The 17,206-nt window shown below is 70.1% G+C and carries 15 protein-coding genes; 11 read left to right on the forward strand and 4 right to left on the reverse strand.

What is annotated here, in order from left to right:
• The first annotated feature begins 81 nt into the window (after window positions 1-81).
• Window positions 82-909, forward strand: a complete 828-nt coding sequence (locus ACYVJ3_RS07265; RefSeq protein ID WP_460852253.1) for an undecaprenyl-diphosphate phosphatase — start codon at window positions 82-84, stop codon at window positions 907-909.
• Between the two features lie 71 nt (window positions 910-980).
• Here the strand turns inward: ACYVJ3_RS07265 and corA are convergent, their stop codons facing one another.
• Window positions 981-1,961 (reverse strand): magnesium/cobalt transporter CorA, encoded by a 981-nt coding sequence (corA, locus tag ACYVJ3_RS07270; protein WP_460852041.1) that lies wholly within the window; start codon window positions 1,959-1,961, stop codon window positions 981-983.
• Window positions 1,962-2,011: 50 nt separating this feature from the next.
• Between corA and ACYVJ3_RS07275 the strand changes: the two genes are divergently transcribed.
• From ACYVJ3_RS07275 to mshC, 4 genes are all read left to right on the forward strand, one after another.
• On the forward strand, window positions 2,012-2,725 hold the full coding sequence (locus ACYVJ3_RS07275) for a histidine phosphatase family protein (RefSeq protein WP_460852042.1): 714 nt from the start codon (window positions 2,012-2,014) through the stop codon (window positions 2,723-2,725).
• Between the two features lie 10 nt (window positions 2,726-2,735).
• Window positions 2,736-3,281, forward strand: a complete 546-nt coding sequence (locus tag ACYVJ3_RS07280) for a DUF3090 domain-containing protein (RefSeq protein WP_460852043.1) — start codon at window positions 2,736-2,738, stop codon at window positions 3,279-3,281.
• 8 nt (window positions 3,282-3,289) lie between these two features.
• Window positions 3,290-4,030 carry an SCO1664 family protein gene (locus tag ACYVJ3_RS07285; RefSeq protein WP_460852044.1) on the forward strand — a complete coding sequence of 247 codons (741 nt, stop codon included), beginning with the start codon at window positions 3,290-3,292 and terminating at the stop codon, window positions 4,028-4,030.
• A gap of 62 nt (window positions 4,031-4,092) precedes the next feature.
• Complete coding sequence (gene mshC / locus ACYVJ3_RS07290; protein ID WP_460852047.1) at window positions 4,093-5,316, forward strand: cysteine--1-D-myo-inosityl 2-amino-2-deoxy-alpha-D-glucopyranoside ligase; 1,224 nt, start codon at window positions 4,093-4,095, stop codon at window positions 5,314-5,316.
• Window positions 5,317-5,430: 114 nt separating this feature from the next.
• Here mshC and ACYVJ3_RS07295 read toward each other — a convergent pair whose 3' ends face one another.
• Entirely contained in the window at window positions 5,431-6,276 is an 846-nt protein-coding gene (locus ACYVJ3_RS07295; RefSeq protein ID WP_460852049.1) for a PAC2 family protein, read from the reverse strand.
• A gap of 183 nt (window positions 6,277-6,459) precedes the next feature.
• Here ACYVJ3_RS07295 and metH point away from each other — a divergent pair, with 183 nt between their 5' ends.
• Complete coding sequence (gene metH, locus ACYVJ3_RS07300; RefSeq protein WP_460852053.1) at window positions 6,460-10,218, forward strand: methionine synthase; 3,759 nt, start codon at window positions 6,460-6,462, stop codon at window positions 10,216-10,218.
• A gap of 91 nt (window positions 10,219-10,309) precedes the next feature.
• A complete protein-coding gene (locus ACYVJ3_RS07305; RefSeq protein WP_460852054.1) occupies window positions 10,310-11,206 on the forward strand; it encodes a phenylalanine 4-monooxygenase in 897 nt (298 codons plus the stop codon).
• Here the strand turns inward: ACYVJ3_RS07305 and ACYVJ3_RS07310 are convergent.
• Together ACYVJ3_RS07310 and ACYVJ3_RS07315 are read right to left on the reverse strand one after the other, a co-directional pair.
• Window positions 11,194-12,261 (reverse strand): histidinol-phosphate transaminase, encoded by a 1,068-nt coding sequence (locus tag ACYVJ3_RS07310; protein WP_460852056.1) that lies wholly within the window; start codon window positions 12,259-12,261, stop codon window positions 11,194-11,196. The two genes, ACYVJ3_RS07305 and ACYVJ3_RS07310, sit on opposite strands and share 13 nt — an antisense overlap.
• Window positions 12,258-12,776, reverse strand: a complete 519-nt coding sequence (locus ACYVJ3_RS07315) for an Lrp/AsnC family transcriptional regulator (RefSeq protein ID WP_460852057.1) — start codon at window positions 12,774-12,776, stop codon at window positions 12,258-12,260. Before ACYVJ3_RS07315 ends, ACYVJ3_RS07310 begins: the two co-directional genes overlap by 4 nt.
• 119 nt (window positions 12,777-12,895) lie before the next feature.
• On the opposite strand from ACYVJ3_RS07315, the gene hppD reads away from it, so the two are divergent.
• The 4 genes from hppD to fahA are packed head-to-tail and all read left to right on the forward strand — an operon-like array spanning window position 12,896 to window position 17,203.
• A complete protein-coding gene (gene hppD / locus ACYVJ3_RS07320) occupies window positions 12,896-14,074 on the forward strand; it encodes a 4-hydroxyphenylpyruvate dioxygenase (protein ID WP_460852059.1) in 1,179 nt (392 codons plus the stop codon).
• 32 nt (window positions 14,075-14,106) lie between these two features.
• Complete coding sequence (locus tag ACYVJ3_RS07325; RefSeq protein WP_460852061.1) at window positions 14,107-15,309, forward strand: homogentisate 1,2-dioxygenase domain-containing protein; 1,203 nt, start codon at window positions 14,107-14,109, stop codon at window positions 15,307-15,309.
• A complete protein-coding gene (locus tag ACYVJ3_RS07330; RefSeq protein ID WP_460852062.1) occupies window positions 15,306-16,025 on the forward strand; it encodes a hypothetical protein in 720 nt (239 codons plus the stop codon). Before ACYVJ3_RS07325 ends, ACYVJ3_RS07330 begins: the two co-directional genes overlap by 4 nt.
• The gene (fahA, locus tag ACYVJ3_RS07335) at window positions 16,022-17,203 is read left to right on the forward strand and encodes a fumarylacetoacetase (RefSeq protein WP_460852063.1); all 1,182 of its coding nucleotides are present in this window, start codon (window positions 16,022-16,024) and stop codon (window positions 17,201-17,203) included. Before ACYVJ3_RS07330 ends, fahA begins: the two co-directional genes overlap by 4 nt.
• The last annotated feature ends 3 nt before the right edge of the window (window positions 17,204-17,206 follow it).

The following is a 17,206-nucleotide window of genomic DNA, read 5'->3' on the forward strand; positions in this document are numbered from 1 at the left end:
CCCGCGCGTACACCCGACCCCGGCTCGCCGTACATCGTTCAGGTTGCTGGCAGGTCAGGGCGTCTAGGGTCATCCCCGATGATCAACTACTTCGACTCCGTCGTGCTCGGCATCGTCGAGGGACTCACCGAGTTCCTGCCGGTCTCCAGCACGGGCCACCTGACGATCGCCGAGAAGCTGCTCAAGCTGCCGATCGACGACAAGGGCGTCACGGCGTACACCGCTGTGATCCAGATGGGCGCCATCCTCGCGGTGCTGCTCTACTTCGCCCGCGACATCTGGCAGATCGCCGCCGGGTGGAGCAAGGGGCTGATCAAGCCGGAGTACCGCGGCACGATCGACTTCCGGATGGGTTGGTACGTCATCCTCGGGTCGATCCCGATCGGGATCATCGGCCTGGCCGCGAAGGACTTCATCTCCGGGCCGCTGCGCTCGCTGTGGGTCGTCGGCGCCGCGCTGATCCTGTGGTCGGCCGTCATGGTGTACGCCGAGCGGTCGGCCAAGCAGACCCGCGACCTCAAGCGTGTCACCCTGCGCGACGCGCTGACCGTCGGTGCCGTGCAGTGCATCGCGCTCGTGCCCGGCGTCTCCCGCTCCGGCGCGACCATCTCGGCCGGGCTCCTCGGCGGGCTGGACCGCGTCGCGGCGACGAAGCTGTCGTTCTACCTCTCGATCCCGGCGCTGACCGGCGCCGGGCTCTACGAGCTCAAGGACGCCGTCGGCACCGGCATCGGCGTCGGCCCGACCCTGGTCGGTACCGCCGTCGCGTTCGTGGTCGCCTACGCCTCGGTCGCCTGGCTGCTCAAGTTCGTCGCCCACCACTCCATCGCGGCGTTCGTTCCCTACCGCGTCGTCCTCGGTGTCGTCGTCCTCGGGCTCGTCGCGACGAGCGTCATGTCGGCGACCTGAGCGTTGCCGTTTGGGCACAAACGACAGTTCTGAGCCCCGAAAGACTGCGGTTTGTGCGCAAACCGCAGTTCTCAGAGCCAGCCGGACTTCTTGAAGAACCACCACAGCCCACCGACGCAGAGCACCATCAGGACGACGGCGTACAGGTAGCCGAACTCCCAGCCCAGCTCGGGCATGTGGTCGAAGTTCATGCCGTAGACGCCCGCGATGAGGGTCGGCACGGCCGCGAGCGCGACGCCCGCGGAGATCTTGCGCATGTCCTCGTTCTGGTTGAGCGACACGCGCGTCATGTGGGCCTCGAACGCGGTCGAGAGCAGCGAGTCGAGGTTGTCGATCTCCTCGGCGGCCTGCGTGAGGTGGTCGGTGATGTCGCGGAAGAACGGCATCGCGCCCTGCTCCATCAGGTCCACGGTGCCGGAGGCGAAGCGGCGCATCGGCTCGCGCAGCGGCATCACCGCTCGGCGTACCTCCGAGAGCTCGCGCTTGAGGACGTAGATCCGGTTCGAGTCGTCGGTGCGCTCGGAGGAGAACACCGATGCCTCGACCTCGTCGACGTCGACCTGGAGCTCGCCGACCACATCGACGTAGCCGTCGACCACGACGTCACACACGGCGTAGACGACGGCCGACGGGCCGTGGTCGAGCATGGCCTGCTGCGACTCGAGCGTGTGCCGGGCGTCGCTGAGCTGCGCTCCGCGGCCGTGGCGCACGGTGATGATGAAGTCATGGCCGATGAACATGTTGATCTCGCCGGTCTCGACGGCGTCGTCCTCGTCGACGTACCAGAGCGTCTTGAGCACCAGGAACATGCTGTCGCCGTACTGCTCGAGCTTGGGGCGCTGGTGGGCGACCACGGCATCCTCGACGGCGAGCGCATGGAGGTCGAACGCCTCGGCGATCTCGGCGAGCTCGACGTGGCTGGGCTCGTAGAGGCCCACCCAGACGAAGTCACCGGCCTCGGTCGCGTTGTGCCGCAGGGTGGCGTAGTCGTGGACGCGGCAGTCCACGGGGAGCCGCGTTCCGTGCCGGTAGACGGCGCTGTCGACGATCACGGAGCCACGCTAGCCCTCACCCGCTGCTTCGGGACGTAGGCTCCTTCACCGTGGCGACGGTGATCCTGGTCAGGCACGGACGTACGACGGCGAACGCGTCCGGCATTCTTGCGGGCCGGCTTCCCGGCGTACGCCTCGACGAGGCGGGCGAGGAGCAGGCGCGCCAGGCTGGTGAGCGGCTGGTCGGCGTACCGCTCGCGAAGGTGGTCAGCAGCCCGCAGGAACGCTGCAAGCAGACCGCCAAGCTGCTCTCGCTCGGGCTGAGGGTCGCGACGGAGCGGGGGATCGCGGAGTGCGACTACGGCGAGTGGCAGGGGCGCCCGCTCAAGGAGCTCGCCCAGGAGGCGCTGTGGAAGACGGTGCAGCGCCACCCCTCGCACGCCGCGTTCCCCGGTGGCGAGGCGATGACCACGATGAAGCACCGCGCCCTCGAGGCCGTACGCCGCCACGACGCGGCTGTCGAGGCCGAGCACGGGAGCGGCGCCGTGTGGGTGGCCGTCAGCCACGGCGACATCATCAAGTCGGTGCTCGCCGACGCGCTCGGCATGCACCTGGACATGTTCCAGCGAATCCAGGTCGACCCCGCGTCGATCTCGATCGTCCGCTACACCGCCGACCGTCCCTACGTCCTGGCGACCAACACCCACGCCGGCGACCTGTCCTGGCTGGCTCCCCGTCCGCGGGCCGCGGAAGCCGACGACCCGACCGACGAGCCCGACGCTGGTGCCGTGGTCGGTGGCGGCGCGGGACCGGCGCGCTCCTAAGGTTGGGCCCATGGCGATCGTCCACTCCTTCGACCCGCCCGAGCGCTTCGTCGCCGGCACCGTCGGCGAGCCCGGTGCACGCACCTTCTTCCTGCAGGCGCGTTCGGGCGTCAACGTGGTGTCGGTGGCCGTCGAGAAGCAGCAGGTCGAGGCGCTCAGCGAGCGGATCGACGAGCTGCTCGACGAGGTGATGAGCGAGCAGACCAGCAACGCGGTCATTCCCGCCGTCACGCCCGAACGCCTCCAGGACGACGCTCCGTTGGAGCTGCCGATCGTCGAGGAGTTCCGCGGCGGGACCATGACGCTGTCGTGGGATCCCGACGACGAGCGCGTCGTGATCGAGGTGTTCCCGGTCGGGGACGACCCGGATCCCGAGGGTGAGGCGGGCGAGATGCTGCTGGTCCGTCTCGAGCCGGGACCGGCCCGGGCATTCGTGCAGCGTGCCGCCAAGGTGGTCCACGCCGGACGCCCCGACTGCCCGTTCTGCGGCCGCCCGATCGATCCCGACGGCCACCTCTGCGTCCGGGCGAACGGCTTCAAGCGCCGCGACCCCTGAGCCGACCGATGCTCACCCTCAAGGGCCGGATCATGCCGGCCTCGAACGCCACGTTCCTGGCCACGCTCGACGAGGACGGCACCGAGGTCGTCTACAAGCCGATCGCGGGGGAGCGTCCGCTGTGGGACTTCCCCGACGGCACGCTCGCCGACCGCGAGGTGGCGGCGTACGTCGTCTCCGAGGCGACGGGCTGGGGAGTGGTGCCCCGCACGTGGCTCGGTGAGGGCCCGCACGGCCTCGGGATGATCCAGGAGTGGCAGGTCATCGGCGAGGACGACGCCGTCACGCTGCTGGGCGAGGACGATGACGCGAGCGGCTGGATCAAGGTCGTCGAGGGGTACGACGAGCACGAGCGACCGATCGTCCTGGTGCACGAGGACACCCCGGCCCTGCGGCGGATGGTGGTGCTCGACGCCGTCATCAACAACGCCGACAGGAAGGGCGGCCACGTGCTCGCGATGGCCGACGGTCGCCGGCTCGGCGTCGACCACGGCGTCGCGTTCCACCACGAGCCCAAGCTGCGCACGGTGCTCTGGGGTTGGGCCGGGCTGCCGCTGGACGAGTCGGAGGTCGGCGTGCTCACTGCTCTGCGGTCAGCACTCGGCGGATCGCTCGCCGCGACCTTGGAGGAGCACGTCGCGGCCCGCGAGCTCGACGCCCTCGGGCGGCGGATCGAGGACCTGCTGGCGGCCGGCAGGCTGCCGCTTCCCGGCACGGACTGGCCGAGCATCCCGTGGCCACCGTTCTGATCACGTCGACCAGAACGGACCGCGCCCACCGCCGCGAGCGGTGAGTGGCTAGCATCGCCGTCATGCGCGCCTGGTCTGCTCCGGAGATCCCCACGCTTGCCGTCAAGGGGCCGGAGGTGGCGGTCCATGACACCTCGACGGGCGGCAAGGTCACCCTCACGCCCGACGGGCCCGCGCGTCTGTACGTCTGCGGCATAACGCCCTACGACGCCACGCACATCGGGCACGCGAACACCTACATCGCCTTCGACCTGCTCAACCGGGCCTGGCGCTCGGCCGGGCACGAGGTCACCTACGTCCAGAACGTCACCGACGTCGACGACCCGCTGCTCGAGCGTGCCAAGAAGGTCGACATCCCCTGGCAGGAGATCGCGCTGCGCGAGACCGATCTCTACCGCCGCGACATGGAAGCACTGCGGATTCTCCCGCCGGCGCAGTACGTCGGTGCGGTCGAGTCGATCCCGCTCGTGGTCGCACTGATCCAGCGCCTCGAGGCACACGGCGCCATCTATGCGGTCGAGAGCGACCTGTACTACTCCGTCGCCGCGGACGACGCGTTCGGCAAGGAGTCCGGCTACGACCGCGAGACGATGACACGGTTCTTCTCCGAGCGAGGGGGCGACCCCGAGCGCGCGGGCAAGAAGGACCCGCTCGACGCGCTGGTCTGGCGCGGTGAGCGTGAGGGCGAGCCGTCCTGGGACTCGCCGTGGGGACGCGGCCGTCCCGGCTGGCACATCGAGTGCGCGGCGATCGCGCTCGAGCACCTGGGCTTCGCGTTCGACGTACAGGGAGGCGGCAGCGACCTGGTCTTCCCGCATCACGAGATGTGCGCCGGCCACGTGCAGGCGCTCACGGATGAGGCGTTCGCCAAGGCCTACAGCCACGCGGGGATGGTGGCGTACGACGGCGAGAAGATGTCCAAGTCGCTGGGCAACCTGGTCTTCGTCTCCGCGCTGCGCAACGCCGAGATCGACCCGATGGCGATCCGCCTGGCGCTGGTGCGCCACCACTACCGCGACGACTGGGAGTGGACCGATGCCCAGCTCTGGCAGGCCGTGGACGACCTGGCGCGCTGGAAGCAGGCGCTGCACGGTGGCTCTGGTGCTCCGGCCGAACCCGTGGTCACCGAGATCCTCGCGGCGCTGGCCGACGACATCGACGCCCCTCGTGCCGTTGCCGCGATCGACGGTTGGGTCGAGGCGACCCTCGCCGGCGACACCTCCGACCCGGCCGCGAGCGCGGCGATCTCGACGGTCGCGAACGCGGCCCTCGGCCTGCTCCTCTGACCTCTGTCCGTCCTTGCTTGCATGCATGCAAGGACCGCGGCCCGGCCCCTTGCTTGCATGCATGCAAGCCCGTCGGCTACTCGGCCACGAGGGCCTGGCGACGCTTCGCGGGCCTCATTCGTCGGTACGGCGCCGCAGGTACCGCTCGAACTCGCGGGCGATCGCCTCGCCGGTGGCCTCCGGGAGATCGGCCGTGTCACGGGTCTCCTCGAGCGAGGCGACGTACTCGGCGATGTCCTCGTCCTCCTCGGCGAGCTGGTCGACGCCACGCTCCCAGGCCTTGGCCTCCTCGGGCAGGTCGCCGAGCGGCAGGCTGGTCTCGAGAAGCTCCTCGAGGTGGGTCAGCAGCGCGAGCGTGGCCTTGGGGCACGGCGGCTGGGCGACGTAGTGAGGCACGGCCACCCAGTACGACGCTGTCGGGATGTCCAGACGGGTGCAGGCGTCCTGGAGGACGCCGAGGATCCCGGTGGGGCCCTCGTACGTCGACGGCTCCAGATCGAGTCGGTCGACGATCTCGGGCTCCGAGGAGCTGCCGTTGACCGGGATGGGCCGCGTGTGCGGCACGTCGGCCAGCAGCGCACCCAGCGTGACCACCAGTGACGCCTCGAGCTCCTCGACGACGCCGAGCAGCTCCTCGGTGAAGGAGCGCCACTTCATGTTGGGCTCGATGCCCCGGATGAAGATGACGTCACGATCCAGGTGCGGGGGAGAGGCGACCGCGATGTGCGTGCTCGGCCAGGTCAGCTTGCGGAAGCCGTTCTCGTCGGCCCCGACGTTGGGCCGGTTGACCTGGAAGTCGTAGTACTCCTCCGGGTCGATGGCCGCCACGACGGTCGCGTTCCACTCGGCCATCAGGTGGTCGACCAGCGACGATGCCGCCTCTGCCGCGTCGTTCCAGCCCTCGAAGGCGGCGATCACGACGGGGTCGACGAGCTCGGGGAGCCTCTCGATCTCGATCACACTGCGACCCTAGCCACCGATCCCTCCATCCAGCGGGCAATATCGATGCCGACCCCGTACGTCGCACGGGTAACATTGCGCGAGCCGAGAGGCGTTGCAACGGGTCCTGCCGGGATGGCACACCCGCCACGCTCGGCGTACGACTCCAAGGACGCCTTCCGTTGACGGAAGGATCGAGCACCTATGAGCACCCCCGACGCGACCACCCAGCCGACGAGCTGGCGTCCGGACGCGACCGACGAGCTGACTGCGCTGATGCGCGAGCGGATCGTCATCATCGACGGTGCCATGGGCACGGCCATCCAGCGCGACCGTCCCGACGAGGCCGGCTACCGCGGTGAGCGCTTCAAGGACTGGCCGAGCGACCTGGTCGGCAACAACGACCTGCTGACGCTGACCCAGCCGCAGATCATCGCGGGGATCCACCGCGAGTACCTCGAGGCCGGCGCCGACATCGTCGAGACCAACACGTTCTCCTCCAACGCGGTCAGCCTCGCCGACTACGGCATGGAGGAGCTCGCCTACGAGCTCAACTACGAGTCCGCGAAGCTGGCGCGCCGCGAGGCCGACGCCGTCGAGGCCGCCACCGGGGTGAAGCGGTACGTCGCCGGCGCCCTCGGCCCGACCACGCGCACCGCGAGCATCAGCCCCGACGTCAACGACCCGGGTGCCCGCAACGTCTCCTACGAGCAGCTCGCCGAGGCCTACCTCGTCGCGGCTCGCGGGCTGGTCGACGGTGGCGCGGACCTGATCTTCATCGAGACGATCTTCGACACCCTCAACGCCAAGGCCGCGATCTTCGCGGTCGAGACCCTCTTCGAGGAGACCGGCCGCCGCTGGCCCGTCGTCATCTCCGGCACCATCACCGACGCCTCGGGTCGCACGCTCTCCGGCCAGGTGACCGAGGCGTTCTGGGACTCCGTGCGCCACGCCAAGCCGCTCGCCGTCGGCCTCAACTGCGCGCTCGGCGCCAAGGAGATGCGCCCCTACATCGCCGAGATGGCGCGGGTCGCGGACACCTTCGTCTCGGCGTACCCCAACGCCGGTCTGCCCAACGCCTTCGGCGAGTACGACGAGACCCCCGACCAGACCGCCGAGGTCGTCGCGGAGTTCGCGGAGGCGGGCTTCGTCAACCTGCTCGGTGGCTGCTGCGGTACGACGCCCGCGCACATCAGGGCGATCGCCGAGAAGGTCCACGGCGCGAGGGGCCGCGACGTCGTCAGCATCGACCCCGCCCTGCGCCTCTCGGGGCTCGAGCCGTTCACGGTCACCGAGGACAGCCTCTTCGTCAACGTCGGCGAGCGCACCAACATCACCGGCTCGGCGAAGTTCCGCAACCTGATCAAGGACGGCGACTACGACACGGCGCTCCAGGTCGCCGCGCAGCAGGTCGAGGCCGGCGCGCAGGTCATCGACGTCAACATGGACGAGGGCATGATCGACGGCGTCGCCGCGATGGACCGCTTCCTCAAGCTCATCGCCTCCGAGCCCGACATCAGTCGCGTGCCGATCATGGTCGACTCCTCCAAGTGGGAGGTCATCGAGGCCGGCCTCAAGACCATCCAGGGCAAGCCGATCGTCAACTCGATCTCCATGAAGGAGGGCGAGGAGAAGTTCATCGAGCAGGCGCGCCTGTGCAAGAAGTACGGCGCCGCCGCGGTCGTGATGGCGTTCGACGAGAACGGTCAGGCCGACAACCTCGAGCGCCGCAAGGAGATCTGCGAGCGGGCCTACCGGATCCTGGTCGACCAGGTCGGGTTCCCGGCCGAGGACATCATCTTCGACCCGAACGTCTTCGCCGTCGCCACGGGCATCGAGGAGCACGCGACGTACGGCATGGACTTCATCGAGGCCACCCGCTGGATCAAGCAGAACCTTCCGGGTGCCAAGGTCTCCGGCGGCATCTCCAACGTCTCCTTCTCGTTCCGCGGCAACAACCCGGTGCGCGAGGCGATCCACGCCGTCTTCCTGTTCCACGCGATCAACGCCGGTCTCGACATGGGCATCGTGAACGCCGGTGCGCTGGTGGTCTACGACCAGGTCGACCCCGAGCTGCGCGACGCGATCGAGGACGTCGTGCTCAACCGCACCGACGACTCCCTGGCCGCGACCGAGCGGTTGCTGGAGCTGGCCGAGCGGCACCGCGGCAGCGGTGAGGTCGCCGAGGCGGCCACCGAGGAGTGGCGCAACCTGCCCGTGCGCGAGCGGATCACCCACGCGCTGGTCAAGGGCCTCGACCAGCACGTCGAGTCCGACACCGAGGAGCTGCGCGCCGAGATCAAGGCGGCCGGCGGCCGCCCGATCGAGGTCATCGAGGGCCCGCTGATGGACGGCATGAACGTCGTCGGCGACCTGTTCGGCGCCGGCAAGATGTTCCTCCCGCAGGTCGTCAAGAGCGCCCGCGTGATGAAGAAGGCCGTCGCCTACCTCATCCCGTTCATCGAGCAGGAGAAGGCCGACAACGGCACGACCGGCCAGAAGGACACCAACGGCACGGTCATCATGGCCACGGTCAAGGGCGACGTCCACGACATCGGCAAGAACATCGTCGGCGTCGTGCTCCAGTGCAACAACTACGAGGTCATCGACCTCGGTGTGATGGTGCCCGCCCAGAAGATCCTGGACGCCGCGCGCGAGCACAACGCCGACATGATCGGCCTCTCCGGTCTGATCACCCCGTCCCTGGACGAGATGGTCAACGTGGCCGCCGAGATGCAGCGCCAGGACTTCAAGATCCCGCTGCTGATCGGCGGAGCCACCACGAGCCGCGCCCACACGGCGGTCAAGGTCGACGGCAAGTACGACCAGCCGGTCGTGTGGGTCAAGGACGCCTCCCGCTCCGTGCCGGTCGCGGCCACGCTGCTCTCCGACGAGCGTCGCCCGGCGTTCATGGCCGACATCAAGGCCGACTACGACGCCCTTCGCCAGCGCCACTCGGCCAAGCACGACCGGCCGATGGTCACCCTGGAGGCGGCGCGTGCGAACGCCACGCCCATCTCGTGGGAGGGCTACACCGCGAAGGCGCCGTCGTTCACCGGATCCAAGGTGTTCGACGACTACGACATCGCCGAGCTGCGCGAGTTCATCGACTGGCAGCCGTTCTTCAACGCCTGGGAGATGAAGGGCAAGTTCCCCGACATCCTCAACTCGCCGGTGACCGGCGAGGCGGCGCGCAAGCTGTACGACGACGCCCAGGAGATGCTCGACAAGATCATCGCCGAGAAGTGGCTGACCGCCCGCGCGGTCATCGGCTTCTTCCCGGCGGCCCGGGTCGGTGACGACACGGTCGTCTACACCTCCGAGGAGCGCGACGAGGTCCTCACGACGCTGTACCACCTCCGCCAGCAGGGCGATCACCGCGAGGGGATCCCGAACCGCTCCCTCGGTGACTACGTCGCGCATGTGGAGACCGGCATCGCCGACTACGTCGGTGGCTTCGCGGTGACGGCCGGCCACGGCATCCAGGACCGGATCATGGCGTTCAAGGAGGACCTCGACGACTACTCGGCGATCCTCCTCGAGGCGCTCGCCGACCGGCTCGCCGAGGCGTTCGCCGAGCGGTTGCACCAGCGGGTCCGCGCGGAGCTGTGGGGCTACGCCTCCGACGAGCAGCTGTCCAACGAGGACCTGATCGCCGAGCGCTACAAGGGCATCCGCCCGGCGCCCGGCTACCCGGCGTGCCCCGACCACACCGAGAAGAGCACCCTGTGGGAGCTCCTCGACGTCAAGGCCACCACCGGCATCGAGCTCACCGAGTCGATGGCCATGTGGCCGGGCGCCTCGGTCAGCGGCTGGTACTTCTCCCACCCCGCCTCGCAGTACTTCGTGGTGGGTCGCCTCGGTCGCGACCAAGTCGCCGACTACGCCGAGCGCAAGGGCTGGGACATCCCGACCGCCGAGCGCTGGCTGTCGGCCAACCTCGGCTACGACCCCGAGGACTGAGCGTCGCGCACGACGTACGCCGATCTAGGCAGGTTGCCTAGGTCGGCGTACGTCCGTTGTCGGGTCTGCGCAGCCGCCCTAGCGTGGAGGCGTGTTCGAGGAGGCCCAGCTCTACTCACCCGTGACGACCGCCGATGACGGCAGCGTCACGGTCCACCTCGCCGCGGACCATCCCGGGGTCAGCGACGAGGCGTACCGGCGCCGGCGCAACGAGATCGCGGCGGTGGCGCTCGGCTGGTCGCCGGGGGAGCCGCTGCCGAGCGTGGAGTACACCGACGTCGAGCACGAGGTCTGGCGCACGGTCCGAGCCCACATCGACCCGCTGCACGAGGTCTACGCCTGCACGGCGTACGTCGAGGCGACCCACGCCCTCGACCTTCCGAAGGACCGCGTCCCGCAGCTGAGCGAGGTGAGTGCGGGCCTGCAGCCGCTGACCGGCTTCTCCTACGTCCCCGCAGCGGGCATCGTGCCCGTCGACGAGTTCTACGGCTCCCTCGCCGACAGCGTCTTCCACTCCACGCAGTACCTGCGTCATCACGCCGTACCGCTCTACACGCCCGAGCCCGACCTGATCCACGAGGTCGTCGGGCACGCCAACCTGCTCGCCGACCCGCAGGTCGCCGCGGTCAACCGCGAGGCCGGACGCGCCGCGCGACGGATGCGCACGCCCGAGGGCCTGAAGCTGGTGGCGTCGGTCTTCTGGTTCACCGTCGAGTTCGGCGTGCTGCACGAGGCGGGCGAGCTGAAGGCGTACGGCGCCGGCATCCTGTCGTCGTACGGCGAGATCGAGGAGTTCCGTGGCATGGAGATCCGGCCGCTGGACTTCGCGCAGATGGCCACGATCGACTACGACATCACGCACTACCAGCCGGTGCTGTTCGCGGCGGAGTCGTTCACGCACATGATCGACGCGGTCGGGTCGTTCTTCCGCGACTGCGACGACGAGACCCCTGCCCGCCTCGGCGTCAAGGTCGCTCAGGGGGCGTAGGACCGCACCAGCTCGACGAACCGGGCGTTCGCCTCGGGCTCGCCGATGGTCACACGTACGCCGTCCTCGGCGTACCCCCGCACGGACAGGGCCACCCCCTCGGCGGCTGCGACGAAGTCGGCCGTCCCGGCGCTGAGGGGCAACCAGACGAAGTTGCCCTGCGGCTCGGCCGCCACCCACGAGATGTCGGCGAGTGCCGCCATCACCTTCTCCCGCTCGGCGACGACGTCCTCGACGCGCTCGAGCAGGTGCGCCCGCGCCTCGAGCGAGGCGACGGCAGCCGCCTGGGCGACCGAGGAGATGCCGAACGGCAGCACCAGCGAGCGGATCGCGTGCGCGACGTCCGGGGAGGCGACGGCGTATCCGACGCGCAGCCCGGCCAGACCGTAGGCCTTGGAGAACGTCCGCAGCACGACCACGTTCGGATGGGCGCGGTGGAGCGCGAGGCCGTCGACGGGGTCGGCCATCCGGACGTACTCGGCGTACGCCTCGTCGACCACGACGACCACGTCGTCCGGGACGTCGGCGACGAAGCCGGCGACCTCGGTGTGCGTGAGCGCTGCACCGGTCGGGTTGTTGGGCGTGCAGAGGAGGACGACGCGGGTGCGCTCGGTGATCGCCGCGCGCAGGGCGTCGAGGTCGTGCCGGCCGTCGACGAGCGGCACCTGCACGCCGGTCGCGCCGGCTGCCGTCGTCGCGATCGGGTACGCCTCGAAGGAGCGCCAGGCGTGCACGACCTCGTCGCCCGGGCCGCAGAACGCGGCGAGCAGGTGGAAGAGCACCGCGACCGAGCCCGTGTCGATCGCCAGCTCGTCCTCGGTCACGCCCAGGTGGCCGGCGAGGGCGGCGTACAGCAGCGAGCTGCCCATGTCGGGATAGCGGTTCATCGCTGCCGCCGCGGCGACCGCTGCGTCGAGGACCCCGGGCAGCGGACCGAACGGGCTCTCGTTCGAGCTGAGCTTGTAGGAGGTCAGGCCCTCGATGCTCAACGGCGGCCTTCCCGGGACGTACGCCGGCAGCGCGGCCACGTGCGCCAGCGGCCGCGGCCCGCTCATCGGGGGCCGCCCGCGCGGTAGGCGGGCGCACGGTGCGCCGGTGCCGCGCGGCTGGCGAGCAGCGGGACCGCCCGGCTGGCGATCAGGACCGAGAGCGCGACCACGCTGGTGGAGCGGCGTACGGCGGGGCACTGGTCGATGCGCACCAGCACGTCCTGGAGGTCGGCGTGGGAGCGGGTCGCGACCCGGCAGACGACGTCGAACGTCCCGGTCGTGGCGGTCGCCTCGAGCACCTCCGGGATCGCGGCGAGGTAGTCGCACAGCTCGGCGAGCGCGCCCTGGCTGATCTCCAGCGTCACGTAGGCCTGCACCGGGTAGCCGGCCGCGGCGACGTCGAGCGTCGGCGCCCAGTCGCGGATCACGCCGCGCTCCTCGAGCCGGCGCAGCCGGGCCTGGACGGTCGCGCGCGCGACCTTCGTGGTGCGGGAGAGCTCGAGGTCCCCGATCCGGGGGTGGCGCTCGAGCGCCTCCAGCAGGGCGACGTCGAGGGCGTCCAGCGCGAGGTCATCAGCCATGGCGTCACGGTAAGCGCAATGCCTAGTGCGCGTCACTGTCTGCTGCGCAAGATGCACAGTCCGACTAGTCCGAAGGAGACTGATTGCCCATCTGCTGGCCGATGAGTTCACTGACGATCATGAGCCAGCAGGACACCCTGACCCGTGAGGACCTCCACCAGCTCGTCGGCGAGGTCGACCACGACCCGAGTCGCGACCCGTTCCCCGTGACCGGCTGGGACGCCGTCACCTGGGCGGTCGGCAACGCCAAGCAGACCGCGCACTTCTTCCAGTCCGCCTTCGGCATGGAGCTGGTCGCGTACGCCGGTCCCGAGACCGGCTGCCACGACCACGAGGCGTTCGTGCTGCGCAGCGGCGGCGTGCGGTTCGTGATCAAGGGCGGCGTGCATGCCGACAGCGGCATCACCCGGCACCACGCGCTGCACGGCGACGGCGTCATCGACGTGGCGCTCGAGGTCCCCGACGTCGACCGCTGCATCGCCCACGCACACGCGACCGGCGCGACCGTGCTGGAGGAGCCGCACGACGTCACCGACTCCCACGGGACCGTGCGCATGGCTGTGCTGCGGACGTACGGCGACACCTGCCACACGCTCGTCGACCGCAGCCGGTACGCCGGCCCCTACCTTCCCGGCTACGTCGCGCGCACGTCGTCGTACGTCGCCCGCGAGGGTCGGCCTCGCCGCATCTTCCAGGCGCTCGACCACGTCGTCGGCAACGTCGAGCTCGGCCGGATGGACGAGTGGGTCGGCTTCTACAACCGGGTCATGGGCTTCACCAACATGGCCGAGTTCATCGGCGACGACATCGCCACGGAGTACTCCGCACTCATGAGCAAGGTCGTCGCGAGCGGCAACCACCGGGTGAAGTTCCCGCTCAACGAGCCGGCGCCGGGCAAGCGCAAGTCGCAGATCGACGAGTACCTCGAGTTCTACCGCGGGGCCGGTGTCCAGCACCTCGCGCTGGCCGTCGGCGACATCCTGACCGCCGTCGACGTCCTCCGGAAGGAGGGCATCGAGTTCCTGACCACGCCCGACTCCTACTACTCCGACCCGGCGCTGCGGGCGCGGATCGGCGAGGTGCGGGTGCCGATCGAGGAGCTGCAGTCGCGCGGGATCCTGGTCGATCGCGACGAGGACGGCTACCTCCTGCAGATCTTCACCAAGCCGATCGGCGACCGGCCGACGGTGTTCTTCGAGCTGATCGAGCGGCACGGCTCGCTCGGGTTCGGCAAGGGCAACTTCAAGGCGCTGTTCGAGGCCATCGAGCGCGAGCAGGAGCTGCGCGGGAACGTCTAGGCCTCGACCGGCTCGATCCGAAGGAGAACGCGATGCCGTACTACCGCTCGTCGGGGAACATCCCACCGAAGCGCCACACGCAGCACCGCGCGCCCACCGGCGAGCTCTACTACGAGGAGCTGATGGGGGAGGAGGGCTTCTCCTCGGACTCCTCGCTGCTCTACCACCGCCACATCCCGTCGGCGGTCCTGTCGTCGCGGATCTGGTCGCTGCCCGACGTGACCACGTTGCCGAACCACCCGCTGCTGCCGCGCCACCTCGCCCTGCACACGCTCTTCGACGCCGACGTGACCGACGTCGACGCGGTCACCGGCCGCCGGCTGCTGCTCGGCAACGCCGATGTCCGGATCTCGTACGTCGTCGCGGCGGCTGCGTCGCCGTACTACCGCAACGCGATCGGCGACGAGTGCCTCTTCGCGGAGTCCGGGCAGGGCGTGCTCGAGACCGTCTTCGGCGACATCGAGTTCGGGCCCGGCGACTACCTCGTCGTGCCGCGCGCGACGACCCACCGGATCGTGCCCTCCGGGGTCGTGCGGATCTACGCCGTCGAGGCCAACTCCCACATCACCCCGCCCCGTCGCTACCTCTCGAAGCACGGGCAGCTGCTCGAGCACGCGCCGTACTGCGAGCGTGACCTGCGGCCGCCCGCACCGTCGGCCGAGCCCGCCTCGGTGGGCGAGCCCGCCGAGACCGAGGTCTTCATCAAGCACCGCGGCCCGGGAGGAAGCGGGCTGGCGGGCACCGTCCACGTCCTCCCGCACCACCCGATGGACGTGGTCGGCTGGGACGGCTGCCTCTACCCGTACGCCTTCAACGTCCGCGACTTCGAGCCGATCACCGGTCGGATCCACCAGCCGCCGCCGGTCCACCAGGTCTTCGAGGGCGCCAACTTCGTCATCTGCAACTTCGTGCCGCGCAAGGTCGACTACCACCCGCTCTCGATCCCGGTGCCGTACTACCACTCCAACGTCGACAGCGACGAGGTCATGTTCTACGTGGCGGGGGACTACGAGGCTCGCAAGGGCGCCGGCATCGCCGCCGGATCGGTGACGCTGCATCCCGGAGGCCACCCGCACGGCCCGCAGCCGGGTGCCTACGAGGCATCGATCGGCGTCGACCACTTCGACGAGCTGGCCGTCATGGTCGACACGTTCCGCCCGCTCGAGCTCGGTGAGGGCGGGCGCGCCTCGGACGACGGTCGCTACGCCTCCTCCTGGACGGTGGACCGCTCATGATGGCCGTGCTCGAGCACCTCTTCGACGACGCCGCCGTGTTCCCACCGGGCAACGCGGCGCTGCCGGACGCGGTGGCGGCGTACGTCGCCCGACGGGGCGGCCCCCTGGGTGCGCTGGTCGGACCGCTGGTGGTGGCGTCCCACCACCTCCCCGACCTCGGCTCCTCGGTGGGCCTCGACCTGGCCGTCGTCTCGGGTGACCTGGAGGTCCACCTGTCTGGGGGTGGTTCGCAGGCGTACGTCGAGCTGCCGTTTGTAGCCAAACGGCAGCAAATCGGCCCCGGAAACTGCGGTTTGTCACCAAACCGCAAGAGTTCGGAGCCCCCGACCTGGCCCACCGGCCTCCGGGCCAAGGTCCGCCTCGGCCCGACACCCGAACGCTGTCCGTCGGCCGACACCCTCGCGGAGACACTGGTCGACCTGGCGGCGGCTCGGGTGCGGTTCAAGGCGACGGCGGGACTGCACGCGGCCCTGCCGCACGACGGACTGCACGGCTTCCTCAACCTCATGGTCGCGGCGGGCGCCGCCTGGGCGGGCGCCGACCTCGACGAGGTGCGGGCGGTCCTCACGTCCCACGACGCCGCCGACCTCGCCGACCGGGCCGTCAACGGTCCCGATCCGCGGGCCATGCTCACCTCGATCGGCACCTGCAGCATCGACGAGCCGGCAGCGGCCCTCGTCGAGCTCGGCCTGCTTCCCGAGGCGGTCGTGCGATGAGGCTCGAGATCGCCGACGACGACCTGTTCGGATTCCACAACCTGCCGTACGGCGTCTACTCGCTGCCCGGCGTCGCGCCTCGGGTGGCCACCCGGGTCGGCGACTGGGTCGTCGATCTCGCCGTCCTCCTCGACGAGGACGTCTTCGCCGAGTCGAGCCTCAACGCCTTCATGGCGCGCGGCCCCCGCCGCTGGTCCGAGTCTCGCGCCCGGCTGGCCGAGCTGGTGGCCGGCGAGGTACCTGCGGCGGCGTTGCACGCGCTGTCCGACGTACGCCTGCACCTGCCGTTCGCGGTCGGTGACTACGTCGACTTCTACGCCTCCGAGCACCACGCGACCAACCTCGGCCGGCTGTTCCGGCCCGACTCCGAGCCGCTGCTGCCGAACTGGCGCCACCTGCCCGTCGGCTACCACGGACGGGCCGGATCGGTGGTGGTCTCCGGGACTGACGTACGCCGCCCCGTGGGCCAGCGGGTGTCGCCCGGCTCGACCGAGCCGGTGTTCGAGGCGAGTGCCAAGCTCGACTACGAGGCGGAGATCGGGTTCGTGGTGGGGCAGGGGAGCCCGATGGGTACGTCGATCCCGGTCGACGCCGACGCCGACCACGTGTTCGGCGTGGTCCTGCTGAACGACTGGTCCGCGCGCGACATCCAGGCCTGGGAGTACCAGCCGCTCGGGCCCCACCTGGGCAAGTCCTTCGCGACCACGATCTCGCCCTGGGTCGTGCCGCTGTCCGCGCTGTCCGACGCGCGCGTTCCCGTGCCGAGGCAGGAGCCGGAGGTGCTGCCCTACCTCGCCGCAGACGGGCCCTGGGGCCTCGACCTCGCGATCGAGGTCGAGTGGAACGGACAGGTCGTGTCGCGGCCGCCGTACGCCTCGACGTACTGGTCGCCCGCGCAGATGCTCGCCCACCTGACGTCCAACGGCGCCCCGACCCGGCCCGGCGACCTGTTCGCCTCCGGCACCGTCTCCGGGCGCTCGCGGGACGAGGTCGGATCGGCGATCGAGCTCACCCGCAACGGCGCCGAGCCGATCGTCGTCGCGGGGGAGGAGCGGACGTTCCTCGAGGACGGCGACGAGCTGGTCCTCCGCGCCACCGCTCCGGCTGCCGACGGTTGCCGGCTCGGCTTCGGTGAGGCCCGCGGTCGCGTCCTCGGCGCGCGAGCGCCTCGACGTTGAGGC

The organism is Nocardioides montaniterrae, from assembly GCF_054782655.1.